This is a genomic window from Streptomyces sp. NPDC051578 (genome assembly GCF_044454045.1).
Lineage (GTDB): Bacteria > Actinomycetota > Actinomycetes > Streptomycetales > Streptomycetaceae > Streptomyces.
Window position 1 is genome coordinate 1 of the sequence record NZ_JBITDH010000003.1, and the last position, 26,885, is coordinate 26,885.

22 protein-coding genes are annotated in these 26,885 nt (G+C 73.2%); 10 read left to right on the top strand and 12 right to left on the bottom strand.

What is annotated here, in order from left to right; translation table 11 throughout:
• Positions 1-2,111: condensation domain-containing protein (locus tag ACIA6C_RS16060; protein WP_399276267.1), on the bottom strand; the 2,111-nt coding region annotated here is incomplete at its 3' end.
• Positions 2,112-2,266: 155 nt separating this feature from the next.
• Positions 2,267-3,688: a helix-turn-helix domain-containing protein gene (locus ACIA6C_RS16065; protein WP_399276269.1), complete on the bottom strand. Its 1,422-nt coding sequence runs from the start codon at positions 3,686-3,688 to the stop codon at positions 2,267-2,269.
• A 318-nt stretch (positions 3,689-4,006) separates the two neighbouring features.
• Here ACIA6C_RS16065 and ACIA6C_RS16070 point away from each other — a divergent pair, with 318 nt between their 5' ends.
• Positions 4,007-4,192 carry a hypothetical protein gene (locus tag ACIA6C_RS16070; RefSeq protein ID WP_361125471.1) on the top strand — a complete coding sequence of 62 codons (186 nt, stop codon included), beginning with the start codon at positions 4,007-4,009 and terminating at the stop codon, positions 4,190-4,192.
• A gap of 19 nt (positions 4,193-4,211) precedes the next feature.
• Here ACIA6C_RS16070 and ACIA6C_RS16075 read toward each other — a convergent pair whose 3' ends face one another.
• Entirely contained in the window at positions 4,212-7,382 is a 3,171-nt protein-coding gene (locus ACIA6C_RS16075; protein ID WP_399276271.1) for an AfsR/SARP family transcriptional regulator, read from the bottom strand.
• 373 nt (positions 7,383-7,755) lie between these two features.
• Here ACIA6C_RS16075 and ACIA6C_RS16080 point away from each other — a divergent pair, with 373 nt between their 5' ends.
• On the top strand, positions 7,756-8,088 hold the full coding sequence (locus tag ACIA6C_RS16080; RefSeq protein WP_361125477.1) for a nuclear transport factor 2 family protein: 333 nt from the start codon (positions 7,756-7,758) through the stop codon (positions 8,086-8,088).
• A gap of 79 nt (positions 8,089-8,167) precedes the next feature.
• Positions 8,168-9,613: a glyceraldehyde-3-phosphate dehydrogenase gene (locus ACIA6C_RS16085; protein ID WP_361125480.1), complete on the top strand. Its 1,446-nt coding sequence runs from the start codon at positions 8,168-8,170 to the stop codon at positions 9,611-9,613.
• Between the two features lie 110 nt (positions 9,614-9,723).
• On the opposite strand, the gene ACIA6C_RS16090 is transcribed toward ACIA6C_RS16085, so the two are convergent.
• The 3 genes from ACIA6C_RS16090 to ACIA6C_RS16100 form a co-directional block, all read right to left on the bottom strand.
• Positions 9,724-10,074: a hypothetical protein gene (locus tag ACIA6C_RS16090; protein WP_399276274.1), complete on the bottom strand. Its 351-nt coding sequence runs from the start codon at positions 10,072-10,074 to the stop codon at positions 9,724-9,726.
• Between the two features lie 136 nt (positions 10,075-10,210).
• Positions 10,211-11,398, bottom strand: a complete 1,188-nt coding sequence (locus ACIA6C_RS16095; protein ID WP_399276276.1) for an aromatic amino acid transaminase — start codon at positions 11,396-11,398, stop codon at positions 10,211-10,213.
• Complete coding sequence (locus ACIA6C_RS16100; RefSeq protein WP_399276278.1) at positions 11,391-12,467, bottom strand: DMT family transporter; 1,077 nt, start codon at positions 12,465-12,467, stop codon at positions 11,391-11,393. The genes ACIA6C_RS16095 and ACIA6C_RS16100 overlap by 8 nt, the downstream gene beginning before the upstream one ends.
• Before the next feature lie 128 nt (positions 12,468-12,595).
• Between ACIA6C_RS16100 and ACIA6C_RS16105 the strand changes: the two genes are divergently transcribed.
• Positions 12,596-13,054 (top strand): Lrp/AsnC family transcriptional regulator, encoded by a 459-nt coding sequence (locus ACIA6C_RS16105; protein ID WP_366082458.1) that lies wholly within the window; start codon positions 12,596-12,598, stop codon positions 13,052-13,054.
• 3 nt (positions 13,055-13,057) lie between these two features.
• Here ACIA6C_RS16105 and ACIA6C_RS16110 read toward each other — a convergent pair whose 3' ends face one another.
• On the bottom strand, positions 13,058-15,715 hold the full coding sequence (locus ACIA6C_RS16110) for a SpoIIE family protein phosphatase (protein ID WP_399277270.1): 2,658 nt from the start codon (positions 15,713-15,715) through the stop codon (positions 13,058-13,060).
• A 196-nt stretch (positions 15,716-15,911) separates the two neighbouring features.
• Between ACIA6C_RS16110 and ACIA6C_RS16115 the strand changes: the two genes are divergently transcribed.
• Together ACIA6C_RS16115 and ACIA6C_RS16120 are read left to right on the top strand one after the other, a co-directional pair.
• On the top strand, positions 15,912-17,216 hold the full coding sequence (locus ACIA6C_RS16115; protein ID WP_399276280.1) for an MFS transporter: 1,305 nt from the start codon (positions 15,912-15,914) through the stop codon (positions 17,214-17,216).
• A 125-nt stretch (positions 17,217-17,341) separates the two neighbouring features.
• The gene (locus tag ACIA6C_RS16120; protein WP_366083258.1) at positions 17,342-17,749 is read left to right on the top strand and encodes a hypothetical protein; all 408 of its coding nucleotides are present in this window, start codon (positions 17,342-17,344) and stop codon (positions 17,747-17,749) included.
• Here the strand turns inward: ACIA6C_RS16120 and ACIA6C_RS16125 are convergent.
• The gene (locus tag ACIA6C_RS16125) at positions 17,730-20,321 is read right to left on the bottom strand and encodes a YfhO family protein (protein WP_399276283.1); all 2,592 of its coding nucleotides are present in this window, start codon (positions 20,319-20,321) and stop codon (positions 17,730-17,732) included. The genes ACIA6C_RS16120 and ACIA6C_RS16125 overlap by 20 nt on opposite strands.
• Before the next feature lie 131 nt (positions 20,322-20,452).
• On the bottom strand, positions 20,453-21,193 hold the full coding sequence (locus ACIA6C_RS16130) for a DUF72 domain-containing protein (RefSeq protein ID WP_399276285.1): 741 nt from the start codon (positions 21,191-21,193) through the stop codon (positions 20,453-20,455).
• Between the two features lie 234 nt (positions 21,194-21,427).
• Between ACIA6C_RS16130 and dnaK the strand changes: the two genes are divergently transcribed.
• Positions 21,428-23,302: a molecular chaperone DnaK gene (gene dnaK, locus ACIA6C_RS16135; RefSeq protein ID WP_399276287.1), complete on the top strand. Its 1,875-nt coding sequence runs from the start codon at positions 21,428-21,430 to the stop codon at positions 23,300-23,302.
• A complete protein-coding gene (gene grpE, locus ACIA6C_RS16140) occupies positions 23,299-23,895 on the top strand; it encodes a nucleotide exchange factor GrpE (RefSeq protein ID WP_399276289.1) in 597 nt (198 codons plus the stop codon). Before dnaK ends, grpE begins: the two co-directional genes overlap by 4 nt.
• Here the strand turns inward: grpE and ACIA6C_RS16145 are convergent.
• A complete protein-coding gene (locus ACIA6C_RS16145) occupies positions 23,870-24,205 on the bottom strand; it encodes a YnfA family protein (RefSeq protein WP_399276291.1) in 336 nt (111 codons plus the stop codon). The genes grpE and ACIA6C_RS16145 overlap by 26 nt on opposite strands.
• A 104-nt stretch (positions 24,206-24,309) precedes the next feature.
• Between ACIA6C_RS16145 and ACIA6C_RS16150 the strand changes: the two genes are divergently transcribed.
• Positions 24,310-24,852, top strand: a complete 543-nt coding sequence (locus tag ACIA6C_RS16150) for a hypothetical protein (RefSeq protein WP_399276293.1) — start codon at positions 24,310-24,312, stop codon at positions 24,850-24,852.
• Position 24,853: 1 nt separating this feature from the next.
• On the top strand, positions 24,854-25,429 hold the full coding sequence (locus ACIA6C_RS16155) for a hypothetical protein (protein ID WP_399276295.1): 576 nt from the start codon (positions 24,854-24,856) through the stop codon (positions 25,427-25,429).
• A 78-nt stretch (positions 25,430-25,507) separates the two neighbouring features.
• Here ACIA6C_RS16155 and ACIA6C_RS16160 read toward each other — a convergent pair whose 3' ends face one another.
• Entirely contained in the window at positions 25,508-26,527 is a 1,020-nt protein-coding gene (locus ACIA6C_RS16160; protein ID WP_399276297.1) for an SDR family oxidoreductase, read from the bottom strand.
• Positions 26,524-26,811: a CDGSH iron-sulfur domain-containing protein gene (locus ACIA6C_RS16165; protein ID WP_399276299.1), complete on the bottom strand. Its 288-nt coding sequence runs from the start codon at positions 26,809-26,811 to the stop codon at positions 26,524-26,526. Before ACIA6C_RS16165 ends, ACIA6C_RS16160 begins: the two co-directional genes overlap by 4 nt.
• Positions 26,812-26,885 lie beyond the last annotated feature (74 nt).

Consider the following 26,885-nt stretch of genomic DNA (forward strand, 5'->3'; position numbering starts at 1 on the left):
GCGATGAGGGCGGGTTCGGGGCGTTGTCCTGGTTGGAGGACGGTGGTTCCGCCGTGGAGGAGGGCTCCCCAGAATTCGAGGCTGAATGCGTCCCAGGAGACGGGTGAGCATTGGAGGAAGGTTTCGTGGGGGCCGAAGGTGGCGTAGGTCTGGGCGGTGAGGGTGGAGACCAGGTTGCGGTGTGTGGACAGGATGCCCTTGGGTTTGCCGGTGGAGCCGGAGGTGAACATCACGCAGGCCACGTCGTCCGCGGACAGTTCGATGCCGAGGTCGGCCGGGTCGTGGCCCGCGATCGGTTCGTGTTCCGCGTCGAGCAGTACGGTCGGCCAGGGCCCGGTGATCCGGCCCTGGTGGGCGCTCTCGGTGACCAGGAGGGCGAGTGAGGCGTCCCGGGCCGTGGCGGTGAGGCGTCCGTCGGGGAATTCGGGGTCCAGTAGTGCGTAGCCGGCGCCGGTCTTGACGACGGCGAGCAGGGCGATGGTGAAGTCGATGCCGCGGTCGAGGAGGATCCCGGCGAGGTCACCGCGGCGCAGCCCTGCTTCGGCGAGGTGCCGGGCGAGCCGGTTGGCGCGTTCGTTCAGCTCTCCGTAGGACACCTCCCGGCCCTCGAAGACCACCGCCCGCGCCTCTGGGCGCAGCATTGCCTGTTCCTCGAAGCGGTCCGCGAGCGTGTGTTCCCCGATGTCGCGGCGGGTGCCCGTCCACTCCTCCAGCACCTGCCGCCGCTCAGCCTCTCCCAACAACTCGATTTCCGACAGCGGGAGTTCGAAGTGATCGAGCACCTGCTCCGCGAACCGTACGAACCGGTCCTGGTGGCTCGCGACCGCCGCGATGTCGCACACCTCCGGCGCCGCGTCGAAGTCGACGCGCAGCCCGCCCTCGGGCCCGAGGTCGTAGACCCCGACCGCCAGGTCCTCCACCGGACCGTTGCTCAAGTTGTGCTGGGTCGTGGGAAATCCGCAGAACCGCATCCCTGGCGTGAACGCCATGATGTTGACCAGCGGCGCCGTGATCCGCCGCTCGGTCTCCGCCAGCCCGAGGTCGCGGCAGACGTCCTCGTACCGCGTCCGCTGGTGTCGCAGGCCTTGCCGCGTCTCGGCGACCACCGAGGCCAGCAGCCCGGCCGGCGTCGCGTCCGCGTCGACCCGCAGCCGCAGTGGTACGACGTTCGACAGCATGCCCGGGGTGCGGCGCGCGAGTTCGGTGCGGCGGCCGGTCACCGGGAGGCCGAGTGCCAGCTCGGGACTTCCGCTGACCCGGTGCACGTAGGCCGCGACCAGCGTGATCATCAGCATCGTCCACGGCGCGCGGTGCGTACGGGCGACCTCCTTCAACCGGTCCGCCCGTTCCGGATCCAGTACCACCGTCCGCCGGACGAAGGGCAGTTCACCCGGGGACGGACGACCGGTCCGCCCCTCCGCGAGGCGGGGCGTGGCCGGCAGGTCGGCGAGGTGGGCCGCCCAGTGCGCGCGGTCCTCCGCTCCCTCGGGGGAGGCCCGGTAGGCCTCGTCCTCCGCCAGGACGTCGGCCAGCGTCCCGAAGGGGCCCGGTCCCCACGGTTCCCCCGCCGACGCCTGTTCGTACAGCTCCACCAGGCGCTGGTCGAGCAGCGCCACGCCCATGCCGTCGATCGCCAGGTGGTGGAAGGCGTGGAAGTAGAACCACCGCTCCTCGCCGGTCGAGCCCTTGCCCGCCCTGATCAGCACGTGCCGGGTCAGCCAGCCGGCCGCCAGGTCGAACGGCCGCGCCAGTTCGGTCCGCATCCAGGCGCGCGCCGCGGCGGCCGGGTCCTCCTCGCCGCTGAGGTCGACGACCCGCAGTTCCCGCTCGCCCGGCTGCGTCCACAACTCCTGCCACAGACCCCCGTCCTCGTCCGTCCCCGTGCCCCGGATGCGCAACACGTCGGCCTCGCAGGCCAGTCGGTACCAGCAGCGGGCGAAGAGCGCCGGATCGAGGGCGCCCAGGATCTCCCGGTACTCCCCGATGTTGTAGCGGCAGCCCGACGGGTCGAGGCCGTGGGCCATCCAGATGTCGCGCTGCGCCGCCGACAGGGGCAGCCGCACAGCGGCCGGCCGGTGCGCGGTGCCCTGCGGGGACGCTTTGGGGGACATGCGAGGGCTCCTCGAAATGGTTTCTGCGGCGTGATGGGAGGGGTGGGCGGGCCGGCGGCTGCGTTCGCGGGCCCCGGCCGTCCTTGCGGCTGTACGTCATCCAACCCGCGGGCCACCGGCCCCGGCGGCAGTTGCTCCGGCACTCCGGAAGCAGTTCACGCCCGGGCGGCAGTCACGGCCCGCCCCCGGCACACGGCCCGCACCAGACCGAGGACACGGAACCGGGAGCCGCCGCCCTCATGGGTCGCGCGGACCGCGCCGGCCAGCAGCAGTTCGCGCAGCATCCGGCCGCACTCGGGCAGGCTCCGCCCGGTCAGCGCGGTGATGTCGCCGAGTTCGAACCCGGCCGCCGGCCGCCCGCACAGGGCGTCCAGGAGCGCGGACGCGTCCTCGGGCAGCCGGCCGAGCCGCAGGTGCAGCGCCGTGCGGAAGTCCGCCGCCCCTTCGCCCCCGCCGAGGTGGTCGAGCAGCGCCGTGGGGTCCGCGTCGAGGCTGCCGCACAGGGCGGGCAGGTCGTACACCACCAGCCACGACGCCGCGGCGGCGAGCGCACCCGGATGCCCGTCGAGGCCGAGGCACACCCGCGCCGCGAACCGCAGGTCGGCCGGCCCGGGCACGAACTCCGGCCGCACCCGGCGCAGGTGCCCCAGGAAGACCTGAACGGAAGCCGGCGCGGCGACGCCGTCGACGTCCTCCTCGGCCGGTACCTCCAACGGGGACAGCAGGAAGATCCGCTCACCCGGTATTCGCCACGGCTGGTCGGAGGTGACGAGCAGGCGCAACCCCGGGCAGGAGCGCAGCAGCGCGGTGAGCCGCTCGAACCGCGGCGGCCCGGCCGGTACCCCGTCCAGCACCAGCAGGGCGGGCTGTTCGCCGATCAGTTCGGCAAGTCCGGCGATGGCGTCAGCGCCGCCGGCGGCCGTCCCTTCGGGCGCCGGCGAGCACAGCGCCGAGACCGCCGCCGCCACCCGCGCCGACCACGGGCCCTCGTCCGGGCCGAGGTGGTCGGCGCTCGCGCCCTGGAAGGCGTGCCACAGGACCGGCATCCCGGTGGCGTGCAGCCGGTCGGCGACTTCGAGCGCCAGCCGGGTCTTGCCCATCCCGGTCAGCCCCACCACGTGCACCAGCCGCTCCGACCCGGATCCCAGCTCGGCCGCCAGCACGGCTGTTTCCGCCTCGCGGCCCACCACTGCGTGCAGCGCGGTCGGCGGGGCCGGAGGTTCCGCCAGGCCGTGCCCGCCGGCCCGGCCCTGCTGGGCCGCGGCCTCCAGCGCCGTACGGGCCCGCGGGCCCAGCCGCAGGGCGTCGGCCATCAGCCGCACCGTGTCGGGCCGCGGGCGTCGCGCCTTGCCCTGCTCCAGGTCGCGGATCGCGCGCACGCTGATCGTGGACAGGTCGGCCAGTTCCCGCTGGGTGAGCCCGATCCGCAGCCGGTGCGCCCGAATCAGCGCGCCCACCTGTGAGGACTCGGGCGGCACCGGGGTGGCTCCGGCTGCCAACCGGATGGCCCCGGCTGCCGCCGGACCGGGCTCGGTGGCTCTGGTCAGGGGCAATACGTGCAACTGCGCGGTGGTCATGTGCGCTCCCGGCGAAGACGGTGGGGGAACGGCGGGGCCTGAGCTGACGCGGCCCGGTTCCTGTTCCCCATCGTCGGCAGCGCGCTATCACCCAGGCATCGCGATGCCGACGGCCCCCGCCCGTCGCCCCGCCTCCGCTATCGCCCCCGCTATCGCCCCGCCGTCCCTCCGTCGCGATCCGAGCGGCGCGCGAGCGGGCCGTGATAACGCGGCGATAGGAGCGGGGCCGGTCCGGGGATTCCCGCTGTTCCTACGTTGGTGTCCAGAAAGAACGAGGCGCCCCGGACAGCCGGGACGCACCGACGAAAGGACCCCGACATGACCCTCACCCACGCTTTCCGCGCCGCCCTCGTGACCGCCGCCATCGCCGGGGCCGCCGCCCTCGGCACCCAGGTCGCCCAGGCCGACGCCGCCTCAACCGCCCCCGCCGCCACGACCGGAGTCACCGCCCCCCAGGCCACGCCGTCGCCGACCGCGACCGGCGAGACCAACCCGTGGGACTGACCCCGCAACGAAGCGGTCGTCAGACCCCGGCGGCGGTCTCCGCCGCCGGAGCGCGCACCACGACCGCCCGGGTGCCCAGCATCCGCTCCGCCTCGGCGAGTTCCGGCTGCATCCGCCGCTCGCGGAAGGCACGTACCGCACTCTCCAGCAGCTCCCGCGAGCGCGATCGCTCGCCGGCCCCGCCGCTCGCCGCCAGCAGCCGGGCCAGGTCCAGCCGGATCACCGCGGCCCCTCCTTGGTCCATGATCTGCTCCCGCACCGACAGCGCCTGGGCGTAGAAGCCCCGCGCCGCCTCGCCCCGGCCCATCTCGGCGTGCGCGGCTCCCAGGTCCCGCAGCAGATGGCCCTCGCCGATCACGTCCCCGCTGTCCCGGCACAGCTCCAGCACCTCGGTGAACGTGCGCACCGCGCCCTCGTGTTCACCCTGGGCCTGCTGCAACTGTCCCGCCCGGCGAAGGGTCCTGGCCTGACCGCCCGTGTAGCCCACCGAGCGGTAGATCCCGAGGGCCTCGTCCAGCCGGCCCTGGGCGGTCGCCGTCTGTCCTCGCCGCATCCAGATGTGCGCGCTCTGCGTCAGCACGATGGCCCGGCCCACCACGTCGCCGACTCGGTCGAAATCCCGCAGCGCCCGGTCGTACAACGTCAGCGCCGACTCCTCGTCGCCCCGCATCCGCTCCAGCAGCGCGAGGTCCCGGTGGCACAGGGCCAGTCCCTGGCGGTCGTCCAGCTCGCGGAACAGTCCGAGCGCCGTGGTCAGCGAGGTATGGGACTCCGCCAGCTGACTGCGGCCGAGGTAGAGGACGCCGAGCGAGCCGAGCAGGGCCGCCGTGCCGCGCGTGTTGCCGGCCGACCGCACCGCCGCCAGGGCGAGCTGGTGCGTACGCTCCCACTCGTCGAAGTAGCCGCGGCCCTCGAACAGGGTCGTCAGGGTCGTCGCCAGGTCCCAGCACAGCTCGTGCATCTGGTGCTCGGCGGCGTGCTCGACGGCCTGGACCAGGTTCGCCTGCTCGCTGTCGAGCCACTCCAGCGGGTCCACCAGCAGCTCGTCCACACAGCTCGCCGGCGGCTCCCAGCGGGGCGCGCTGCCGTGCAGGACGGTGAAGTCCCCGCCGTAGATGCGCCGGTGGGCCTGCTCGGCCAAGGACATCCATCCGCCCAGCATCCTGGCGAGGGCCTGCGTCTGCGCCGCCGGCTCGTCGTGCGCCGCGAGCTGCTCGCGCGCGAACACCCGGATGATCTCGTGGAACCGGTAGCGGAAGCCGCCCGTGGACTCGACGCCGACGACATCCAGCATCTGCACGTCGACCAGTGGTTCCAGCAGGTCCGAAGGGAAGGGCCGGCGGTCGTCCAGCAGGGCCCCGGCCAGCCAGCCGGGCAGCGTCGGCCCCTTCGCCAGGCTCAGCAGCCGCAGCAGCCGCCGGTCTTCCGGGGCCAGCCCGTCATGGGTCAGGCAGAGGCTGGCGCGCATCGTCATCTCGCCGTGGGTGAGCTCGTCCAGGCGGTGCCGCTCGTTGGCGAGGCGGTGCACCATCGACGCCAGCGTCCAGTGCGGGCGCGCCGCCAGCCGCGCCGCCACGATCCGCAGCGCGAGCGGCAGCCCGCCGACGGTCCGCACCAGTGCCTCGGCCGCCACCTCTTCGCACCGCACGCGGTCCGCGCCGACGACGCGGGCCAGCAGCTCCAGGGCGTGCCCGGTGCTCATGACGTCCAGCTCGACGCGGTGGGCGCCGGGCAGGCCGGTGAGCCGGACCCGGCTGGTGACGAGCACGGCGCACCGGTTGCTCCCGGGCAGCAGGGGCCGGATCTGGCTCTCGGAGGCGGCGTCGTCGAGCACGACCAGCACGCGGCGCGAGGCGAGGAGGGTCCGGTACATCTCGGCCCGTTCGTCCTGCGATTCGGGGATCACCGGCCCGGGGATGCCGAGCGCGCGCAGGAACCGGCCGAGGACCTCGGTGGAGGTGGCCGGGGTGCCGGTGCCGCGCAGGTCGCAGTACAACTGACCGTCGGGGAAACCGGTTTCGCCGAGGCGGTGCGCGATGTGGGTGGCGAGTGTGGACTTGCCGGTGCCGGGCTTGCCGACGATGACGGCCACGCCGACCGCTCGGCGGCCGCCCCCGCCGAGCAGGGTCTGCTCGATGTGGACGATCTGTTCCTCGTCACCCACGAAGTCCGAGGTGTCGGCGGGCAGTTGCCGGGGGACTTCCTCGCGGTACGGGGACCCGGCGGCAGGTGTATTGCCGGCGGGGGCGGAAGCGCGGCCGTCGGGTCTCTCCCCACCGGCCGCCGGAGCCCCGGAGCCGCCGCCCGGCGGCGCGGAGGCGACCCCCGCCGTGCCGGAGCCGGAGCCGGAGCCGATGTCGTGCGGTACGGAGCGGTCCGCCGCCGGTACGGCGGCGCCCGCGTCCGCGTCCGAGCCGGCGTCCGCGCCGCCACCGGCCGCCTCCCGACCGGCGGGCGCGGAACCGTACCCGCCGCCGCCCGCCCCCGCCGAGGGGACCGGCGGGACCTCGCCCGACAGGATCGCGGACTCCAGACGGCGCAGTTCCGCCCCCGGCTCCAGCCCGAGCTCCTCCACCAGCAGCTCGCGCCCCACCCGGTAGCTCTCCAGGGCCTCCGCCTGTCGTCCCGAGCGGTACAGCGCCAGCATCAGCTGCCCGCGCAGGCGCTCCCGCAGCGGGTGCACCCGTACCAGCAGCTGGATCTCGCCGACCAACTGGTGGTGGCGGCCCAGCGCCAGCTCCAGGTCGATCCGGGTCTCGGCGGCCGTCAGCCGTTCCTCGTCCAGTTGCAGCGCCTTGCTGCGCAGCGTCTCGCTCGACACCCCGCTCAGGCAGTCGCCCTGCCACAGCTCACCGGCCGAACGCAGGAGTTCGGCTGCTTCGGCCGTCGCCCCCTGGCGGCTCAGGGTCCGGGCGTCCGCGACATGGCGCGCGAACACCGCGGAGTCCACCAGGTCACCCTCGGTCTTGAGGACGTACCCGGGCGGCCGCGTGGTGATCGCGGCGGCGATCGCGGCCTTGGAGAAGAGTTTGCGCAGCCGCGACACGCAGATCTGCACCTGGGTGCGCGCCGTGTCCGGGGGCTCGTCGTCCCAGATCAGGTCCACGAGGTAGTCGGTGCTGACCACCCGGTTCGTCTCCAGCAGCAGTGCGGCGAGGATGACCTCCTGCCGCCCCGGCGGAATACGCACCGGCCCGAGCCGACCGGCCACCTGTAAAGGGCCGAGGATCCGGAAAACCACCGCATCCGAGGTGTCGGCAGCGCCGCCGGGCGAAACGGACATGAGTCTCCCAGCTGGGGAAATACCAGAGGAACGGTGGAGCGGGAGGGTCAGTCTCCCCGAACACCTCTACGGTTGTCCATGGTGTGGAGATTGCGTGATCGTAAACCGAGGGTGAGGTGCCGCTCACGCACCGCCGCCCGTTCGCGCGCGGGCCCGCGGCGCGCGCGGGCCGGGCCGGCGGCCGCGGTGATAGGGCGGCGATAGCCCCGGGTTGCGGACCCGGCGCACGGTGTACCTGCCGCCCCCGGACGGGGTGCGGCAGGTCGAAAGGACTTCCCAGATGAACGGTCGGCACGCCGGGCGGGTTCCGCCGAGCCCCGTGGTCACCGACTCCGGAGTCGACCACGTACGCCTGGCCTACCACTACCTCGACTCGGGCGACCTCGACGGCTACGGGTCCCTCCTGCACGAGGGCCTGCTCGGCGTCGCCGAACTGGAGCGGCCCGCGCTCGGGGCCCGCCACCACATCACGCGGATCGTCGCCGACGGGGACTGCGTGGTGGCGATGGGCCGCGTCGCCCCCCAGCAGCGGGAGTTCGTGGACGTCTTCACCCTCTCCGCGGAGGGCATGCTCCGCGCCTGCCGCCGCTACTACGCCGGCCCTCCGCGCTGAGGGAAAGGGGGGCCCGTTCGAAGGCCCGAACGGGCGGTGGGTTAGCATCTGAGCGCCGCCTAGCTCGAAAGATAAACCTGTGACTGTCAACGACGACTCGTTCACCCACTGGAAGAACCGCGAGGAAATCGCGGAGTCGATGATCCCGATCATCGGGAAGCTGCACCGCGAGCGGGACGTCACCGTCCTCCTCCACAGCCGCTCCTTGGTGAACAAGTCGGTGGTCAGCATCCTCAAGACCCACCGCTTCGCCCGCCAGATCGACGGCGAGGAGCTCTCGGTCACCGAGACCCTGCCCTTCCTCCAGGCCCTTTCCGCGCTGGATCTCGGTCCCTCCCAGATCGACATCGGCATGCTCGCCGCCACGTACAAGGCCGATGACCGCGGCCTGTCGGTCGACGCGTTCACCGCCGAGGCGGTCGCCGGCGCCACCGGTGCCAACAAGATCGAGCGCGGCGCGGGCCGCGACGTCGTCCTCTACGGCTTCGGCCGCATCGGCCGCCTCGTCGCCCGCCTCCTCATCGAGAAGGCCGGCTCCGGCAACGGCCTGCGGCTGCGTGCCATCGTCGTGCGCGGCGGCGGTGAGCAGGACCTCGTCAAGCGCGCCTCGCTGCTGCGCCGCGACTCCATCCACGGCCAGTTCCAGGGCACCATCACCGTGGACGAGGCGAACAGCGCGATCGTCGCCAACGGCAACACCATCAAGGTGATCTACGCCAACGACCCGTCCGAGGTCGACTACACGGCGTACGGCATCAAGGACGCCATCCTCATCGACAACACCGGCAAGTGGCGCGACCGCGAGGGGCTGTCCAAGCACCTGCGCCCCGGTATCGACAAGGTCGTCCTGACCGCCCCGGGCAAGGGCGACGTCCCGAACATCGTGCACGGCGTCAACCACGACACGATCAAGCCGGACGAGCAGATCCTGTCCTGCGCCTCCTGCACCACCAACGCGATCGTCCCGCCCCTCAAGGCGATGGACGACGAGTACGGCGTGCTGCGCGGTCACGTGGAGACCGTCCACTCGTTCACGAACGACCAGAACCTGCTGGACAACTACCACAAGGCCGACCGCCGCGGCCGTTCCGCGCCGCTGAACATGGTGATCACCGAGACCGGTGCCGCCTCCGCCGTCGCCAAGGCGCTGCCGGACCTCAAGGCGCCGATCACCGGCAGCTCGATCCGCGTCCCCGTCCCGGACGTCTCGATCGCCATCCTGAGCCTGCGCCTGGGCCGTGAGACGACCCGCGAAGAGGTCCTCGACTACCTCCGCGGCGTCTCGCTGCACTCGCCGCTGAAGCGCCAGATCGACTTCACCACCGCGCCCGACGCCGTCTCCATGGACTTCGTCGGCTCGCGCCACTCCTCGATCGTCGACGCGGGCGCGACCAAGGTCGACGGCGACAACGCGATCCTCTACCTCTGGTACGACAACGAGTTCGGCTACTCGTGCCAGGTCATCCGCGTCGTCCAGCACGTCTCCGGGGTCGAGTACCCGACCTACCCGGCCCCCGCGGCCTGACCGTAGACCGTAGACAGGCCGTAGACCGCCACGAGGAAGGGCCCGCCCGGTCAGGGCGGGCCCTTTCCCGTACCCGCCACCGCAAGCCGTCAGTGGACGACCGCAAGCCGTCAGTGGACGACGGAGAAGCTGCGCCAGGGCAGGCTGCCGGGGGCGGTCACGTTCGAGGTGGAGGTCGGGATGTAGACCCCGTCCGCCCGGTCGGCCTTCTGGCAGCCCGGTGACCGGTACAGGATGACGTCGACCAGGGTGTTGTTGTCGACGTGCGCCGCGCCGCGCGGGAGGCCGATCTTGTGGCAGCCCTGGACGGGGGTGTTCAGGTAGGTGACCTCGGCCGGGCCGTCCTGGGCACGGAAGCTGAGGCCGCCCACGGTGGTCCTGCCGGCCGAGCAGGCGGTTGCCGTGGCCGTGAGCAGCAGCGCCGCCCCGGTGATGACGCCGATGCGCCGGAGGTGGGACATGGCTCGGTCCTCGTCTGTGCGGTGATGGCTTGCCCGTCACCGCAGCCTGGCCCGTCGCGCGCCGGGAGGCATCCGCTGCGCACCCGGTGGGATGACGGCCGAAGGAGTCAGACCTGCCCCGGCGCCCCGACGGGGCTCAGCCGGCCGGCGCCGTGACGCGCTCCTCCAGCACCCCGGCGATGCCCCGCGCCAGGCAGGGGACCCGGTCGAGCCCGATCCCGGCGATGTTCACCCGGCCGGCGGTCGTGCCGTAGATGGCGAACCGCCCGCGCAGCCGGAGCATCTGCTCGGGGGACAGCGGCAGCATCGAGAACATCCCCTTCTGCCGTGCCAGCGCATCCGCCTCCTCGCCGCGGCCGAGCGCGGCCAGCTGCTCCACCAGGGCCGTCCGGTTGGCCGCGATCCGGCGGCGCATGGCGTCCAGCTCGGACCGCCAGGAAGCCTGGAGCCGGGCGTCCTCCCAGATGGCCGTCACGACCGCCGCGCCGTGTTCCGGCGGCATCGAGTACTGGGTGCGGGCAGCGTTCTGCAGGGCCGTCTCCGCGTGCCGCAGCGTCGCCCGCGACGCCCCGATGACGACGGCGCAGCCGGTACGGTCGCTGTAGAGGCCGAAGTTCTTCGAGCAGCTGATGGCGAGGAGCACCTCCGGCACCCGATCCGCCAGCATCCGCGTCGCCGCCAGGTCCGCGTCGAGGCCGTCGCCGAGCCCGTGGTAGGCCAGGTCGACGAACGGCACCCAGCCGTCGCGCACGGCCAGCGCGGCCAGCGCCTCCCAGGCGTCGGGCGTCGGGTCGACCCCGGTCGGGTTGTGGCAGCACCCCTGGAGCAGCACCACGTCGTCGCGGCGCGCCCCGGCCAGGTCCTCCAACATGCCCTCCTGGTCCAGCCAGCGGTAGGTACGCACCGTCAGGCCCGCCGCCTCCAGGATGGGCCGGTGGTTGACGTAGGCGGGGTCGCTGATCCACACCGTCGTACCGGGACGGGTCCGGCAGATCAGGTCGGCCAGCAGGCGCAGGGCGCCGCTGCCGGCCACCGTCTGGACCGCCACGGCCCGCTCGACCGGGCCGTCCGGGCCTAGAACCATCGACAGCATGGCGCGGTTGAAGGCGAGGTTGCCGGAGAGTCCCCGGTACTCCTTCGAGGCGGAACGTTCCGCCAGGAGTATCTCCGCCTCGCGGACGGCTGCCATGACCGGCGTGCCGCCGCTCTCGTCGCGGTACACGCCGAGGACGAGGTTCAGCCGCTCGGGCCGGGTGTCGGCCCCGAACGCCTCGGTCAGGTCCCAGAGGGGATCGACGGGCGGCGGGAGGAGCAGCTCAAGCATCTACGGCACCTTTCGGGTCAGCGGCGGTGTCGGTGTCGGTCGTGGCGGCGGTGCCGGCGGTGGCGGTGCCGGCCGCGGTGGTGGCGGTCGCGCGGGCCCCCGCGTCGGCCCCCCGGCGCCGGTTGGCGAGGACCACGCCCGCGGTGATCACGGGCACGCCCACGAGCACGCTCGGCGTCGGCGACTCGTGCAGCAGGGGAACGGCGAGCAGCACGACGGCGACCGGGCTGAGGCTGCCGAACACGGAGCTGCGCTCGGCCCCGAGCCGCCGGATCGCGAACGCGTACAGCAGTCCGGCGCACAGCCCGACCCCGAGCCCCTGCACGACCAGGAACAAGGCGATGTCGGCGCCCTCGGCCGACGCCAGGCCGGTGGGCAGCACGCCGGTCAGCACCAGCAGCGCCATCACGGCGAAGGACGGCACGCACAGCAGCCCGATCGAGCCGACCGGGTCGAGTGAGACCTCCCTCAGCCCCACCGTGTACAGCGCCCACAGCCCGCTGGCCAGCAGCAGTACGCCGGCTCCCGCCAGGACGTCCGTGTCCACCGGAACCACGTACCGCCACACGAGGGCGACGACCCCCGCCGCGATCAGGGCGAGTCCCGCCGCCTGCGTGCCGCGCGGCGCACCGCGGCCGCCGGCCATCATGAGCGCGGAGACGAACAGCGGGACCATCCCCGGTATCAGGGAGCCCACGAACGCCGCGGACGTCAGGGACCCGCCGTACATCGCCGCGAGGAAGAACGGCACGCCGGCCCCGCAGACGATCTTCGCCGCGGTGGCCGGGGGGACGGCGGCGATGCTCCGGCGCCGCCGCCAGAGTGCGGGCGCGAGGACCAGGACCGGTACGCCGAAACGCAGCAGCGCCGCGTCGGCCGGCAGCAGGGAGGAGGCGCTCAGGGCCCGCGCGCTGAGCGCGAAGGCGGCCCAGATCGCCACGGTCGCCGCCAGCGCCAGCATGCCGCGCGCCTGGGGCGAGACCCGCCGGGCGGGCGCACCCGCGTCCTTCGCGCTCGCGCCCGCGTCCCGCGCGGGCGTCATCGCGGGACGGCTTTCCGTCGTTGCCAAGGAGCTTCCTCCAGCCTCAGAGGGCCGGATCCGGCCACAAGGCAACGCTAGGTGTTTTCGCGGGGCAGCCGATTGCCAGTTCTGCCCTCCACGCCTACCTTGGGGGCAGAATCTGCCAAGGAGGGACGATGGACGCGGTCGATCTCCAGATCATTCGCGCATTGCAGGCCGACGGACGGCTGTCCAACCAGGACCTCGCCGACCGCGTACGGCTCTCGCCCTCGCCCTGCCTGCGCCGGGTGCGGCGGCTGGAGGAGGCCGGTCTGATCCGCGGTTACACCGCGATGGTCGACCAGGTCGGCTTCGGACTGCCGATCACCGTCTTCGTACGGATAAGGCTGGAGCGGCACACGGGGGAGGCGGTGCGCCTCTTCGAGGAGCACGTCGCGGTCATCGAGCACATCCAGGACTGCTACCTGATGGCGGGGAGCAGCGACTACCTGCTGCGGGTGGTCATCGAGAGCCTCCAGGCCTACGAAGCCCTCGTGCGCGACCGGATCCACGCCATCCCCGGCATCGCGTCCATCGAGTCGAGCTTCGCCTACGGGAGTGTCAAGCAGTCCCGCGTGTACCCGCGCCCCACGTGACGCTCACCAGCTCCCGCCGTCCGGCAGCTGCTGCTCGGACCAGATGACCTTCCCGCCCTCGGGGGTGTACCGGACGCCCCACCTCCGGCCGATCTGCGCCACCAGGAACAGCCCGCGGCCGCCCTCGTCGGTCGTGGCGGCGTACCGCAGGTGCGGTGAGGTGCTGCTGCTGTCGAAGACCTCGCAGGTCAGCACCCGGTCGTACAACAGCCGCAGCCGGACGGGGGCGGCGCCGTGCCGGATGGCGTTCGTGACGAGCTCGCTCAGCACCAGTTCCGTCCCGAAGGCCAGCTCCGACAGGCCCCATTCCTCCAGCTTGGCGGCGGCCATCGCCCTCATCTCCCCGACCGCGCTCGGCTCGAACGGCACCTCCCACTCGGCGATGCGGTCCGCGCCCAGTGCCGACGTCCGCGCCACCAGCACGGCCACGTCGTCGCGGGGCCGTACCGGCAGCATCGCCTTGAGCAGGGCGCGGCAGGTCTCCTCCGGATCCCGGTCGGCGTGGCCGAGCGCCGCGCGGACCAGGGCGAGACCGGCCTCGATGTCGCGGGCCCGGTCCTCGATCAGCCCGTCGGTGTACAGCACCAGCTGGGAGCCCTCGCCGAGGTCCAGCTCCGCCGACTCGAACGGGAACCCGCCGAGCCCCAGCGGTGCGCCGGGCGGCAGCTCCGGCATCTCGACGCGGCCGTCGGGGCGTACGACGAACGGCGGCACGTGCCCGGCCCGGGCGATCGTGCAGCGCTGGGTGACCGCGTCGTACACCGCGTACAGGCAGGTGGCGCCGAGCAGTCCCTCGCCGTCGGGGCCGCGGCCTCCGCCGTCCGTGCTCTGGTCGATGTACTGCACCAGGTCGTCGAGCCGGGCGAGGAGTTCGTCGGGCGGCAGGTCGAGGGAGGAGAAGTTGAGCACGGCGGTGCGCAGCCGGCCCATGGTGGCGGCGGCGTGCAGGCCGTGCCCCACGACGTCGCCCACGACGAGCGCGACCCGGCTGCCGGGGAGCGGGATCACGTCGAACCAGTCGCCGCCCACCCCGGACTGCGCGGGCAGGTAGTAGTGCGCCACCTCGACCGCGTTCTGCTCCGGCAGGTCGCGGGGGAGCAGGCTGTGCTGGAGGGTGACGGCGAGGGCGTGCTCGCGCGTGTACCGGCGCGCGTTGTCGATGGTGATCCCGGCCCGGGCGACGAGTTCCTCCGCCAGGGACAGGTCCTCCTCGTCGAAGGGCTCGGGCTTGCCCGAGCGCCAGAAGTTGACCACGCCGAGCACCACGCCCCTGGCCTTGAGGGGAGCGGTGATCAGGGAGTGGATGCCGTAGTCGATGATGGCCTGCGCCCGGGGCGGGTCCTGGGCGTACCAGCCGGGCGCGTCGGAGAGGTCGGTCACCACCTCGGCGCGGCCGCTGTCGAGGCCGCGGGCCTGCGGGGTGGAGGGCAGGAAGTCGATCAGGATGCCGCGCGGGTAGAGCGGCGAGTCGTCGCGGATGCCGCTGACGGCGGTGCGGCGCAGGTCCGCCGTCGAAGTGGGTTCGTCGCCGTGCAGGACGGGTTCCGCCAGGTCGATGGTGACGAAGTCCGCGAAGCGCGGGACGGCCACGTCCGCCAGTTCCTGGGACGTCTGCTCCACGTCGAGGGTGGTGCCGACGGTGACACCGGCGTCGTACAGCAGCTTGAGCCGTCTGCGGGCCGCGTCGGCCCGGGTGCTGAGGACGCGGAGCTCGGTCGAGTCCCTGATCGTCACCGAGGTCCCCTCGGCCCGGCCGCGCAGCCGGGTGGGCCGCTGGTTGATCACGAGGAGGCGGTCCCCGGCCTCGTGCATCTCGTCGGTGGCCTCCCGGCCGGACCGCAGGAGCTCGACCAGCTCCCCGTCCAGCCCGGGCAGCTCGCCGACGAGGCGGCCCTCGGCGTCCGGCGGGAGGCGCAGCAGCCGGGTGGCCTCGTCGTTGGCGAGCAGCAGCCGCCCCGTCCCGTCGGTGATCAGCACCCCCTCGCGCACGGCGTGCAGCACCGCGTCGTGGTGCTCGTACATCCGGGTCATTTCGAGCGGGCCGAGGCCGTGCGTCTGGCGCCGCAGGCGCCGGCTGATCAGTGCCGAGCCGACGGTGGCCAGGGCGAGGCCGACCCCGCAGGCGCCGAGGATGACGGGGAGCTGCCGGTCCACGACGCCGGTGACGTTCTTGACGGTGAGGCCGGCCGAGACCAGGGCGACCACCTTGTGGTCCGGGGAGAAGACCGGCACCACGGCCTGGATCTCCTTGCCCAGGGGTCCGTTGACGCTCTCGGTGTAGACGCGGCCTGCCAGGGAGGGGCCGATGGTGCCGACGAACCGTTTGCCGATCCGGTCGGGCAGCGGGTGGGTGTAGCGGATCCCGTGGGTGTCCATCACCACGATGAAGTCCACCCCGGCCACGGCGCGGGTGGCCTCGGTGATGGGCTGGAGGATCTTGGTGGGATCGGGGGAGTTCAGCGCCTCCTGGAGCCCGGGCGAGTGCGCGACGCTCTCGGCGACCGCGACGGAACGGTTGCGGGCCTCGCGGTCGATGTCGTGGCGCGACTGGAGCACCAGCGCCAGGACCGCACCGGCGGCGAGCAGCACCACGATCGCCACCTGGAGGACGAATACCTGGCGGGCGACGCTTCGAGGGCGATTTCTGCTCAGTGACCGCACCGACGTCCCCGGCACGGGTGGCAAGGATCGGTCACGCACCCAGTTGTAGCACTGTCGGCGGCCCTCGGCGTGCCGGTCGGGGCATCGCGCGTCTGCGCGCACCCGGAAATATCTTGACGTCAAGATTCTTTTGGGGCAGGCTCCTCGATGTATCTCGACATCGAGATACATGGGCCGGGGGGAACGGAGAACGAGGATGCGGGGCGGTACGAAGACCGGGGAAGACCGGCCGCGGGGCCTGTGGGGACAGCTGCGCCGGCCGCCCGGCGGCCGGGACGCGCGGATCATGCTCCTCGCGCAGTTCCTGGACCGGTCCGGAACCGGCGTCTGGGCCGCGGGCTGCGTCCTCTACTTCACCTTCGTGATCGGACTGGACGCCCGCCAGCTGGGGGTCCTGCTGGGCGCCGCCGGAGTCGCCGGCATCGCGGGCTCACCCCTCGCCGGCCACCTCGCCGGACGATTCCCCGTACGCCGGCTGCTGATCGCCGCCCACCTGCTGCGCCTGGGCACGCTGTGCGCGCTGCTCGTCGTCACCCGCTACGAGGTGCTGCTGGCCGTCGTGGCCCTCACCCACTTGGGTGACCGGGCCGCCAAGACGCTGGAGATGCTCTTCGCGACCCGCGTGGCGGGCGAACGCCGCGCCACCTACCAGGCCCTCGCCCGCAGCTCCGCCAACGCCGGCTACGCGCTCGGCGCGGGCGTCGCCGCGATCGGGCTCGCCGTCGGGACCCGGGAGGCCTATCAGGCCCTGATCCTGGCCAACGCGCTCTCCTTCCTCGCGGCCGCGATCCTGGTCCGGCGCACCGGCGAGCTCCGGGAGCCCGGCCGCGTCGCCGCCCGGACCGGCGGCCCGACGGACCGGCCGCCGGCGCCGTCCAGCCCGTGGCGCGACCGCGGCTACCTCCGGTTCGTCCTGCTCGACATCCCGATGAACCTCGACGACTCGATCCTGTCCGTCGGCCTTCCACTGTGGCTGGTCACCCGCACCGACGCGCCGCACGCGCTCGTCCCCGCCTTCCTCGTGATCAACACCGTGCTCGTGGTCGCCCTCCAGCTCCGCGTGTCGGCGAGGGTGGGGCAGCCCCGCCAGGCCGCGGGGACGGTGGCGGTGTACGGGCTCACGCTGTCCGCCTGCTGCGTGCTCCTCGCGCTGTCCACCGGGGCCGGCGCCTGGGCCGCCTCGGCCGGCCTGCTCCTCGCGGCGGTGCTCGCCACCGCGGCGGAGTTGATGCGTTCGGTGAGTTCCTGGGAACTGGCGGTCTCCCTCGCCCCGGAGCGCGCGAGGGCGTCCTACCTGGGCGTGGCGGGGATGTCCCAGTCCGTGCAGAAGTCGGCGGGGCCGCTCCTGCTGACCGGCGCGGTCATGCCGGCCGGACCGGCGGGCTGGATCGTGCTCGGCGCGGCCGTCACGGCGCTCTCCGTCGTCCAGCGCGGCTCCGCTCTGCGGCGGCTGCGGGCGATGGACGCGTCCGCCCCCGAAACGGTGAAACACCCGGCTTGACCTGGTATGACGTGCGTTCGAGTCGCCCCGCGCAGGAGCCGACCCTACGATCGGATCGGCACGAATCGGACAGGAAGCGTGCCGTTCGTGCCGCATGGGGGAATCCGCGAAGACGGGAGACCAACGTGAGGGCCATACCGCGAAACCGCCCCGCCCGGCTGCTCGCAGCCGGCGCCCTGTCCATCGCCCTGCTGACCGCGGGAGCCGTGGGAACCGCGTCCGCCGCCGCGTTCCCGCCCCGCCCGGCCGCGACGCAGCCTGCGGGCGAAGTGAGCGTCAAGGCGAACCCGACCGACGTGAAGACCGGCGCCAAGGTCACCTTCACCGGACGCACGAAGGGCGTACCGATCGGCAGCAAGGTGGTCCTCCAGCACAAGAACGGCTCCAAGTGGACGACCCTGCACGCCAGTACGACCGTCAAGCAGGGCTCCAGCTACTCGCTCGACACCACGTTCCGCACCAAGGGCAAGGAGCAGCTGCGGGTGATGGTGGCCGGCGCCACCTCACCGACCGTCACCGTGAACGTGTCCTGATCCGGCGCAACCGCCGCAGCCGCCGCGCCGCGCACTCCCGCAGTGCGCGGCGCCGGCTGTCCGGCGGCGCGGCGGAGACCACCGGCACCACGAGCAGGACGACGACGGCCACCCCGCTCACCAGCAGTCCGGCCCGCAGACCGGGAGTGCGGTACGCGCAGGCCACCCGGGACGCCCCCGGCCCCAGCGGCACGGCGATCAGACCGGCGATCCTGCCCGGCGCCTGCGCCGCCGCCCCGTCCACGGAACACCGCCAGCCCCGCACGGCCGGCACGGCCACGAGCGCGGTGCCGGTGGAGCGCCGGGGGAAGACGGCCTCGATGGAGTGGCCGCCGGCGGTGACGCTGCGCGGGCCCGACGCCTTCGAGCGGGCCACCGCCGCGGCGAGTGCGCCCCGGTCCAGGCATCCCACGGCGGAACGCGGGACGTCCTGCGCGCGGTCGCCGGTGAGCGTCAGCACCGCCTCGCCGCCCGCCGGGACCGTGCCCAGCGGCACCAGCCCGTTGTTCGTCATCGGGAACCAGGCCGACAGCCGCCGTACCGAGCCGAAGGCGTCCAGGGTGCCGGAGAACCAGGGCAGGTACGCGAACGCCGAGCTCCCCGGGGCGCAGGTGAAGGCGAACGACCGACGGACGCCCCGGGACAGCCGCCAGGCCCCGTCGGGCCGCTCGGCGGGCGCCGCGCCCCCCACCGGCCGGAGGGCGGGCACCGCGTAGACCCGCGCCCCCAGCACCTGCTCCTGACGGGCGAACACCGTGTCCGCCGCGGGAGCCGGCGCGCCCGGCCGCAGGGTCACCAACGGGACCGCGTCCGCGGTCCGCCGCACGAACCCGTCCGGACCGCCGTGGTCGAGGTAGCTGCCGACGCCCATGACCGCGCGGCCGACCGGGTCCTCGAAGCCGACCGTGTGACGGCCCCCCATGTACCAGCCCGCCCCCAGCCCGCGCAGCGTCAGCGCGGTCCGGGCCGGCAGGTAGCTGCTGTAGTACGAACCGCCCTGACCGCCCAGCAGGAGCGGGTCGTTGTCGGCGAACTCGTGCGGACCGGGCTCACTGCGCAGGGCTGGCCAGCGGTCCTCGGACCGCACCGCCCGCCGCGCCGCCAGGGACTGCGCGTCCAGGGTCCGCTTCGGCCGCCACCACTCCTCCCGGTCCCGCTGCTCGGTCACCGACAGCACCGTGAACACCGTGGAGACGAACACGGTGCCGATCAGCGCCCCCGTCACGGCGACGCGCAGGCCCCGGCCGCGGCGCCGCAGCAGCACCAGCAGGGCCACCACCACCGCGCCCCCCGCCACGGTCAGCACCCAGGTGGCGGCGGTGAAGTACGCACTGGGCCCGGCGACGACCAGCACCACGCCCAGCACCGCGGCCCCCGCCAGCAGCTCCCGGGGACGCGGCCGCGCGGTCAGGGCCAGCCAGGCCACGGCCACCAGCATGCCGGCCAGGGTGAACGACGCCCGGTACGGCCCCCCGTTGGGCAGGGCCAGGCCGTGCCACAGCAGGATCGTCGGCGTCCACACGTAGGACAGCGCCACCAGCACGAGCAGCAGGCACCAGGCGGCCCGCTGCCTGCCCGGCACCCTGCGCATGAAGGGATACGAGAGGACCAGCAGCAGCGGCAGCACGCCCACCGACACCTGCGGGCCGCTCGAATGGAAGCCGCCCGGCAGCAGGTGCGCGAGGTAGTCGCGCAGCGGGGGCGGCCCGGGGTAGCCGGCCACGGGACCGGGCTGCGAAGCCCGCGACGCCGGGAAGGTGACCGTCAGCACCGGGGCGACCAGAGCCACGCCGACCGCCGTCATCGACGCGGCCCGCAAGACCACGCGCCGCCGCAGGGGCCACGGCCGCCGGTCGAGCAGCAGCCTGACCAGGAGCACCAGCAGCATCCCGAGGGTGGCCATCGCGGCGGTGTAGAAGTTGCCGGCCCACGACACGGCGACGAGCAGCGCGCCGAGCGCCCACCGCCGCCCGTCCAGGCACCAGTCGTACGCGAAACCGGTCAGGGGCAGGGCCACCAGCCCCCACATCCACATGGGGTCGGCGAAACCGTTCGACACCGTCCAGGCGCTGACGCCGTAGCCCACCGCGAGAGCCGCACGGGGCCACGGCGGCCCCGGTCGCAGCCGGCCCAGCCACACGGTCATCAGCGCGGTCGCCAGCCCGATGCTCAGCAGGGTGACGAGGAAGACCGGCAGTTCCACCCGGTCGCGGGGGAAGAGCGCGACGAGCCACGAGAACGGGTTCATCAGGTACGTGAAGAAGTCCGCGAGGAACGGCACGCCGTAGCCGCTGCCCCAGTTGAAGAAGAGGTCCCCCTCGGTCTGCCCGCGCATCAGGTCCCACAGGTGAGCGTGGAACGGAACGAACTGGTTGCCCAGGTCGTTGACCGCCCGGGACCGGGCACCGAACGGGTACGTCCCGTGCACGGCCATCGCCAGGCAGTACGCCCCCATCGAGACGGCCGCCGAGGCCGCCGGAGCCGCCACCGCCCCGCCCCGGGGGCCGGACCTGCGCCCCGACCGCTGACGCTGCTCCTGGCCGGCGGTGGGAGAGGACGTCGTCAGCACCATGCCGCCAGACTCCCAGGCCGCGGACGCCTCGCCGCCCGACACCACCGGGGCGGCCGCGCGTCCGCCCGTCCGGCGGGAGCGGACGGGTGAACGACCGGTGACGGGAGCACCACCGGTGCCCGCGGCCCGGCTCAGACGGGAACGGCCGCCGCCCCCACCATCCGCCGGAACGCCTCGGCGTCCCTGACGGCGGCCCCGCCAGGGTCGTTGTTGAAGTACGCGAAGACGTCGGCCCGCGCCGGCCAGGCGTCCGCGATCCGCCCGGCCCACGACCGCAACGCGCCCGGCCCGTACCGGGGCCACGGCTGCGCACGGCCCTCGTGGAACCGCAGGTAACCCCAGTCCGCGGTCCGCCACAGCGGCGTCACCGGCCGCGAATGCCGGTCCGCCCAGCACAGCGCGGCGCCCCGCTCGACGAGCACCGACCGGACCTCCGGCGTCCACCACGACTCGTGCCGGGGCTCCACGGCCACCCGCACCCCGGCCGGGAAGCAGGCAAGGCAGGCGTCCAGGGTGCGGGCGTCCGCACGCAGCGTCGGCGGCAGTTGCAGGAGCACGGGACCCAGGCGTGGGCCGAGGGCGGCGCTGTGCGTCATCAGCCGGCGCACCGGCTCCTCGGGGTCGCGCAGGCGTTTGATGTGGGTCAGGAACCGGCTGGCCTTGACGGCCATCACGAAACCGTCCGGAGTGCGCTCACGCCAGGCCGCGAAGGTCTCCGGGGCGGGCAGCCGGTAGAAGGCGTTGTTGTTCTCCACCGTGCCGAAATGCCGCCCGTACTCCTCGAGCCACAGGCGCTGGGGCACCTGCGGCGGATAGAAGGTCCCCGCCCAGTCCCGGTACTGCCAGCCGGACGTCCCGACGAACACGGGCATGGCCACCTCCGCGGACGCGACGGACCTCTCCCGCGGCGCCTGCCCGGCGCCACCGCGGCGAAACCGCCCGGCGCCGGGGCCCCCGGCGCGTTGACACGGCGCGCGGCGCCGACGTATCCAGGAGGTGAGGGCCGGCCCGTACGCACCGGCTGTCCGCAACCGTCCGACGGGACGGGGGGAGTTCCCGCGCCGGCGCGATCCGTGGCCCGCCCGCAGACGCGAAGGGAGCGGACCATGGCACGGTCGGTCGGCATCGACCTCGGAACGACGAACTCCGTCGTCAGCGTCCTCGAAGGCGGCGAACCCACCGTCATCCCCAACGCCGAAGGGGCCAGGACCACCCCCTCGGTCGTGGCCTTCGCCAAGGGCGGCGAGGTCCTCGTGGGGGAGGTCGCCAAACGCCAGGCGGTCACCAACGTGGACCGCACGGCCCGCTCGGTCAAACGGCACATGGGCGACCCGCAGTGGCACTTCCCCGAACGCGGGGACATCGACGGCAAGCGCTACACGGCACAGGAGATCTCCGCGCGGGTCCTGCAGAAACTCAAGCGGGACGCCGAGGCCTACCTCGGCGAGGAGGTCACCGACGCCGTGGTCACCGTCCCCGCCTACTTCAACGACTCCCAGCGCACCGCCACCAAGGAGGCCGGCGAGATCGCGGGCCTCAAAGTCCTGCGCATCGTCAACGAGCCGACCGCAGCCGCCCTCGCCTACGGGCTGGACAAGGCGAACGACCAGACGATCCTCGTCTTCGACCTCGGCGGCGGCACCTTCGACGTGTCCCTCCTGGAGATCGGCGAAGGGATCGTGGAGGTGAAGGCCACCAACGGCGACACGCACCTGGGCGGGGACGACTGGGACCAGCGGATCGTCGACCACCTCGCCAAGCAGTTCCAAAACGGCTACGGCATCGACCTGACCAAGGACAAGATGGCGCTCCAGCGGCTGCGCGAGGCCGCCGAGAAGGCGAAGATCGAACTGTCCTCCGCCACCGAGACGAACATCAACCTGCCCTATATCAGCGCCTCCGCCGACGGGCCGCTGCACCTGGAGGAGAAACTCACCCGCACCGGGTTCCAGCAGCTGACCGCCGACCTGCTGGAGCGCTGCAAGACCCCCTTCCACCAGGCCGTCAAGGACGCGAAGATCAAGGTGGGGGACGTCAACGAGGTCATCCTGGTCGGCGGCTCCACCCGGATGCCGGCCGTCACGGACCTGGTCAGGGAACTCACCGGAAAGGACCCGCACAAGGGCGTCAACCCGGACGAGGTCGTCGCCATCGGCGCCAGCCTGCAGGCCGGTGTGCTCAAGGGTGAGGTCAAGGACGTCCTGCTCCTCGACGTGACCCCGCTGTCCCTCGGCATCGAGACCAAGGGCGGCATCATGACCAAGCTCATCGAGCGCAACACGACCATCCCGACCAAGCGGTCCGAGACGTTCACGACGGCCGAGGACAACCAGCCGTCGGTGCAGATCCAGGTCTACCAGGGCGAGCGCGAGATCGCCGCGTACAACAAGAAGCTCGGCATGTTCGAGCTCACCGGCCTGCCGCCGGCCCCGCGCGGCGTCCCGCAGATCGAGGTCACCTTCGACATCGACGCCAACGGCATCATGCACGTCACGGCCAAGGACCTCGGCACGGGCAAGGAACAGAAGATGACCGTCACGGGCGGCTCCTCGCTGCCGAAGGACGACATCCAGCGCATGGTGCACGAGGCCGAACAGCACGCCGAGGAGGACCGCCGCCGCAAGGAGGCCGCGGAGACCCGCAACCAGGCCGAACAGCTCGTCTACCAGACCGAGAAGTTCGTCAAGGACAACGAGGACAAGCTCCCCGCCGACGTCAGGACCGAGGTCGAGGCCGCCGTCACCGAACTCAAGGAGACGCTCAAGGGCGAGGACACCACCGCCATCCGTACGGCCACGGAGAAGGTCGCCGCAGTCAGCCAGAAGCTCGGCCAGGCGATCTACGCCGACGCCCAGGCGGCCCAGGCCGCCGGCGGCGCGGCCGGCGCCGGCCAGGCCGGTCCCGGTCACGAGGCGGCCGACGACGACGTGGTCGACGCCGAAATCGTGGACGACGAGAAGCCGAAGGGAGACACGGCATGAACCACCCGGCCGAGCCCCCGAGGCCCCCGCGGCGGGAGCGCCCCGGCGCCCCGGCGGTCGTCGTCCTGAGCGACCGGCGACGGACGGGCCCGCCCGCCCTCACACCCCGCGCCCCCGGCCGGCCGGACCGCACCGAGCCCCCGGGCACGCCGGAACCAGGAGGGCTGCTCGCCGAACGCACGGCCGACCTGCAACGCGTCAAAGCCGAGTACGACAACTACCGCAAACGCGTCCGGCGCGACCGCCTCGCCGTCGGCGAGGCGGCCGTCTCCAACGTGCTCAGCGGGCTGCTGCCCGTGCTCGACGCCGTGGACGCCGCCCGGGCACTCGGTGAGACGGGCGAAGGCTTCGAAGCCGTCGCGCGCCTGCTCGAATCCCGCCTCGCCGCCCTCGGACTGGAGCCCGTCGGCGAACCAGGCGACCCCTTCGACCCCCTCGTCCACGAAGCGGTCACCTCGGCTCCGGACCCGCTGCGCACCACCGCGACCTGCGCCCGCATCCTCCGCCCCGGCTACCGCGTCGGTTCACGCCTGCTGCGCCCCGCCCAAGTGGCCGTGGCGGCACCCGTCATCGGCCGCGGGGCGCATACATGATCACAGCCATGCCGGCGAGGCAGACGAGGGCGCCGGTGATGTCGTAGCGGTCGGGCCGGTAGCCGTCGACGACCATGCCCCAGGCGATGGACCCCGCCACGAACACGCCCCCGTACGCGGCGAGGATCCGGCCGAAGTTCTCGTCGCTCTGGAAGGTGGCGACGACTCCGTACAGACCGAGGGCCAGGAAACCGGCCCCGACCCACAGCCGCCCCCGGTGCTCCCGCAAGCCCTGCCAGACCAGCCAGGCACCGCCGATCTCAAGGAGGGCGGCCACGACGAACAGGGCGATGGAGCGGGCGACGTTCACGCGCCAGACTGTAACGGGAGGCGGCACGCCGGGTTTACGGGACATGTGCGCGGGCACGCGCCAACGACGACACCGTGAGAGCACGGCCCCGAGTGGAGGCCCCCATGTCGACAAGCACGCTCATCGCGATCATCGTTCCCGTAGTGGTGGTACTGATCGCCATCGCGGCCGGGCTCTGGCTGGTCTCGCGCCGACGGCACCTCCGGGAGCGGTTCGGCCCCGAGTACGACCGCACCGTCCAGGACGAGGGGGGCCGGCTGGCCGCCGAGCGTGAGCTGCGCGCCCGCGAGCAGCGCCACGAGAAGCTGGACATCAAGGAACTGCCCCCCGCGCGCCGCACCCAGTACGCCGAGGAGTGGCAGGGCGTCCAGGAACGCTTCGTGGACCGCCCCGAGGGGGCGGTGGCCCAGGCGGACGAGCTGGTGACGCGGCTCATGAGGGAACGCGGCTACCCGACCGACGGGTTCGGGGAGCAGGTGCGCGACCTCTCGGTCGAGCACGGAAGCACGCTGGAGCACTACCGCGCCGCGCACGCCGTCAACGCGCGCAGCAGCGAAGGACAGGCGACGACGGAGGAGCTCCGCGGGGCGATGGTGCACTACCGCGCCCTGTTCCAGGAGCTGCTCGGTGACCAAGGAGGCCGATGACATGCAGGATCGCGACGAGACGCTCGGCAGGCCCGACGACGAGGGCGGCCTGACCACGGAGAGCCTCGCCCATCCGGGATCCGACGGGCGGAGCACCGCCGTCTACCCCGGTGAGGCGACGGGCGACCGCGACGAGGGCGCAGGCATCGACGAGGGCGCAGGCATCGACGAGCGCGCGGAAGAGGACACCGGCGTGCGGGGCGCGACCGGGGACGACCTGAGGGAAGACGGACCCGTGCGGGCGGACGAGGCGGCCACGACGGCCGCCGGCACACGGGAGGGCACGGGCGCGGCGGGCGAGACGTCGGACGAGCCGCTGCTCGCGGGCCCCGACGCGGAGGAGTTCCGCAGGCGGTGGGGCGAGATACAGGGCCGCTTCGTCGACGACCCGCAGGAAGCGGTCAGGTCCGCCGACACCCTCGTCGCCGAGGTGATGCAGACCCTGGCCGGTACCTTCTCCTCCCACAAGCAGGAGCTGGAGGGCCAGTGGAGCAAGGGCGAGGAGCCCGTCACGGAAGACCTGCGGATCGCGCTCCAGCGCTACCGCTCTTTCTTCAACCGCCTTCTCCACACCTGATCCGCTGAACACGGTGAGGGGGCCGGGGCAGTTGCCCCCGCCCCCTCACCTCACGTATCGGCTCGGCGTGCCGGCGGATCAGCTCCGTCCGCGGCGGCCCCAGGCGAGGGCCGCCGCGCCGGCGCCGCCGAGCGTCGCCGCGGCGAGGACGCCCCGGTGACGGGTGGCCCACCACTGGAAGCTCCGCGTCCGCCCCGACGCGTCGAAGCGGCCGTGCGCCCCGAAGTCCCGCCGGGTGTCCGCGGGCCGCCACAGGTTCGCCGGCTCGTCGTCTCCCGACGGGGTGTCGGTCTGCTGGGAGTCGAAGCCCGTACGGGCCAGGTAACGGTCGAGCAGTCCCGGCGCGACCGCGTTGGCCATGAGCGTCGCCGCGGTGCTGCCGCCGACCCAGTACTCCCGCCGCCGCGGGTGCTCCGCGGCGTACAGGATGGCCCGGGCGGCGACCTCCGGCTGGTAGATCGGCGGCACGGGCTGCGCGCGCCTGGGCAGCCGCGACAGCACCCAGTCGAACTGCGGCGTGTTCAGCGCGGGCAGCTGCACCATCGTGGTGCGGACCCCCGTGCCCGAGGCGAGCAGTTCGCAGCGCAGTGCCTCGTGCCAGCCCTGGAGGGCGTGCTTGGCCCCGCAGTACGCGCTCTGCAGCGGAATGCCCCGGTAGGCGAGGGCGGAACCGGCGTGGACGAGGGTGCCGCGGTCGCGCGGGAGCATCCGGCGCAGGGCCGCGTGGGTCCCGTACACGTATCCGAGGTAGGAGACCTCGGTGACCCGGCGGAACTCCTCCGGGCTGATCTCGGTGAACGGCGCGAACACCGACGTAAAGGCGACGTTGACCCAGATGTCGAGGGGCCCGAACTCTTCTTCGGCCCGCTGTGCGGCGGCTTCGGCCGCCTGCGGGTCGGCGACGTCCGCTTCGATCGCCAGGGCTTTCCCACCCAGCGCCTCGACGTCCCGGACGGCCCCTTCCAGACCCGCCCCGCCCCGGGCGACCAGCACGAGCCGGTCGCCGCGGGCGGCGAAGGCGCGTGCGACGGCGCGCCCGACGCCGCCGCTGGCCCCGGTGACGACGACGACCCTGCCGGGGGTCGGCGAGGTGCTCATGGTCGCTCTCCTTCCCGCTCGGGCGTATCCGGGGCACCGTCTCCGTGGGCCCTCGCGCGGTGGCTGGTGTCGCACCAGGGGAAGATCCGGCTCCGCCGGCAGGTGCACACGGCCACCACGGGGCGCTCGGAACGGGCCGTGGAACCGTCCCGCCGGGGCCGCTCCACGGGCCCCTCCACCAGCTCGGGGCCGTCGGGCTCGGTGATGTGCCGTGCCGTCGGGGCGGCCGCTGCGGGCGCTGCCGCCCCGGGCGCCGCGGATGCCTCGGATCGCTTCGCGTTCATACGGTCCGCCTTGCCGGTCACGGGCCGCCGAAACCCGTTCGGCCGTGTGGCCCGGAGGTTTCGCCCACGCCTTT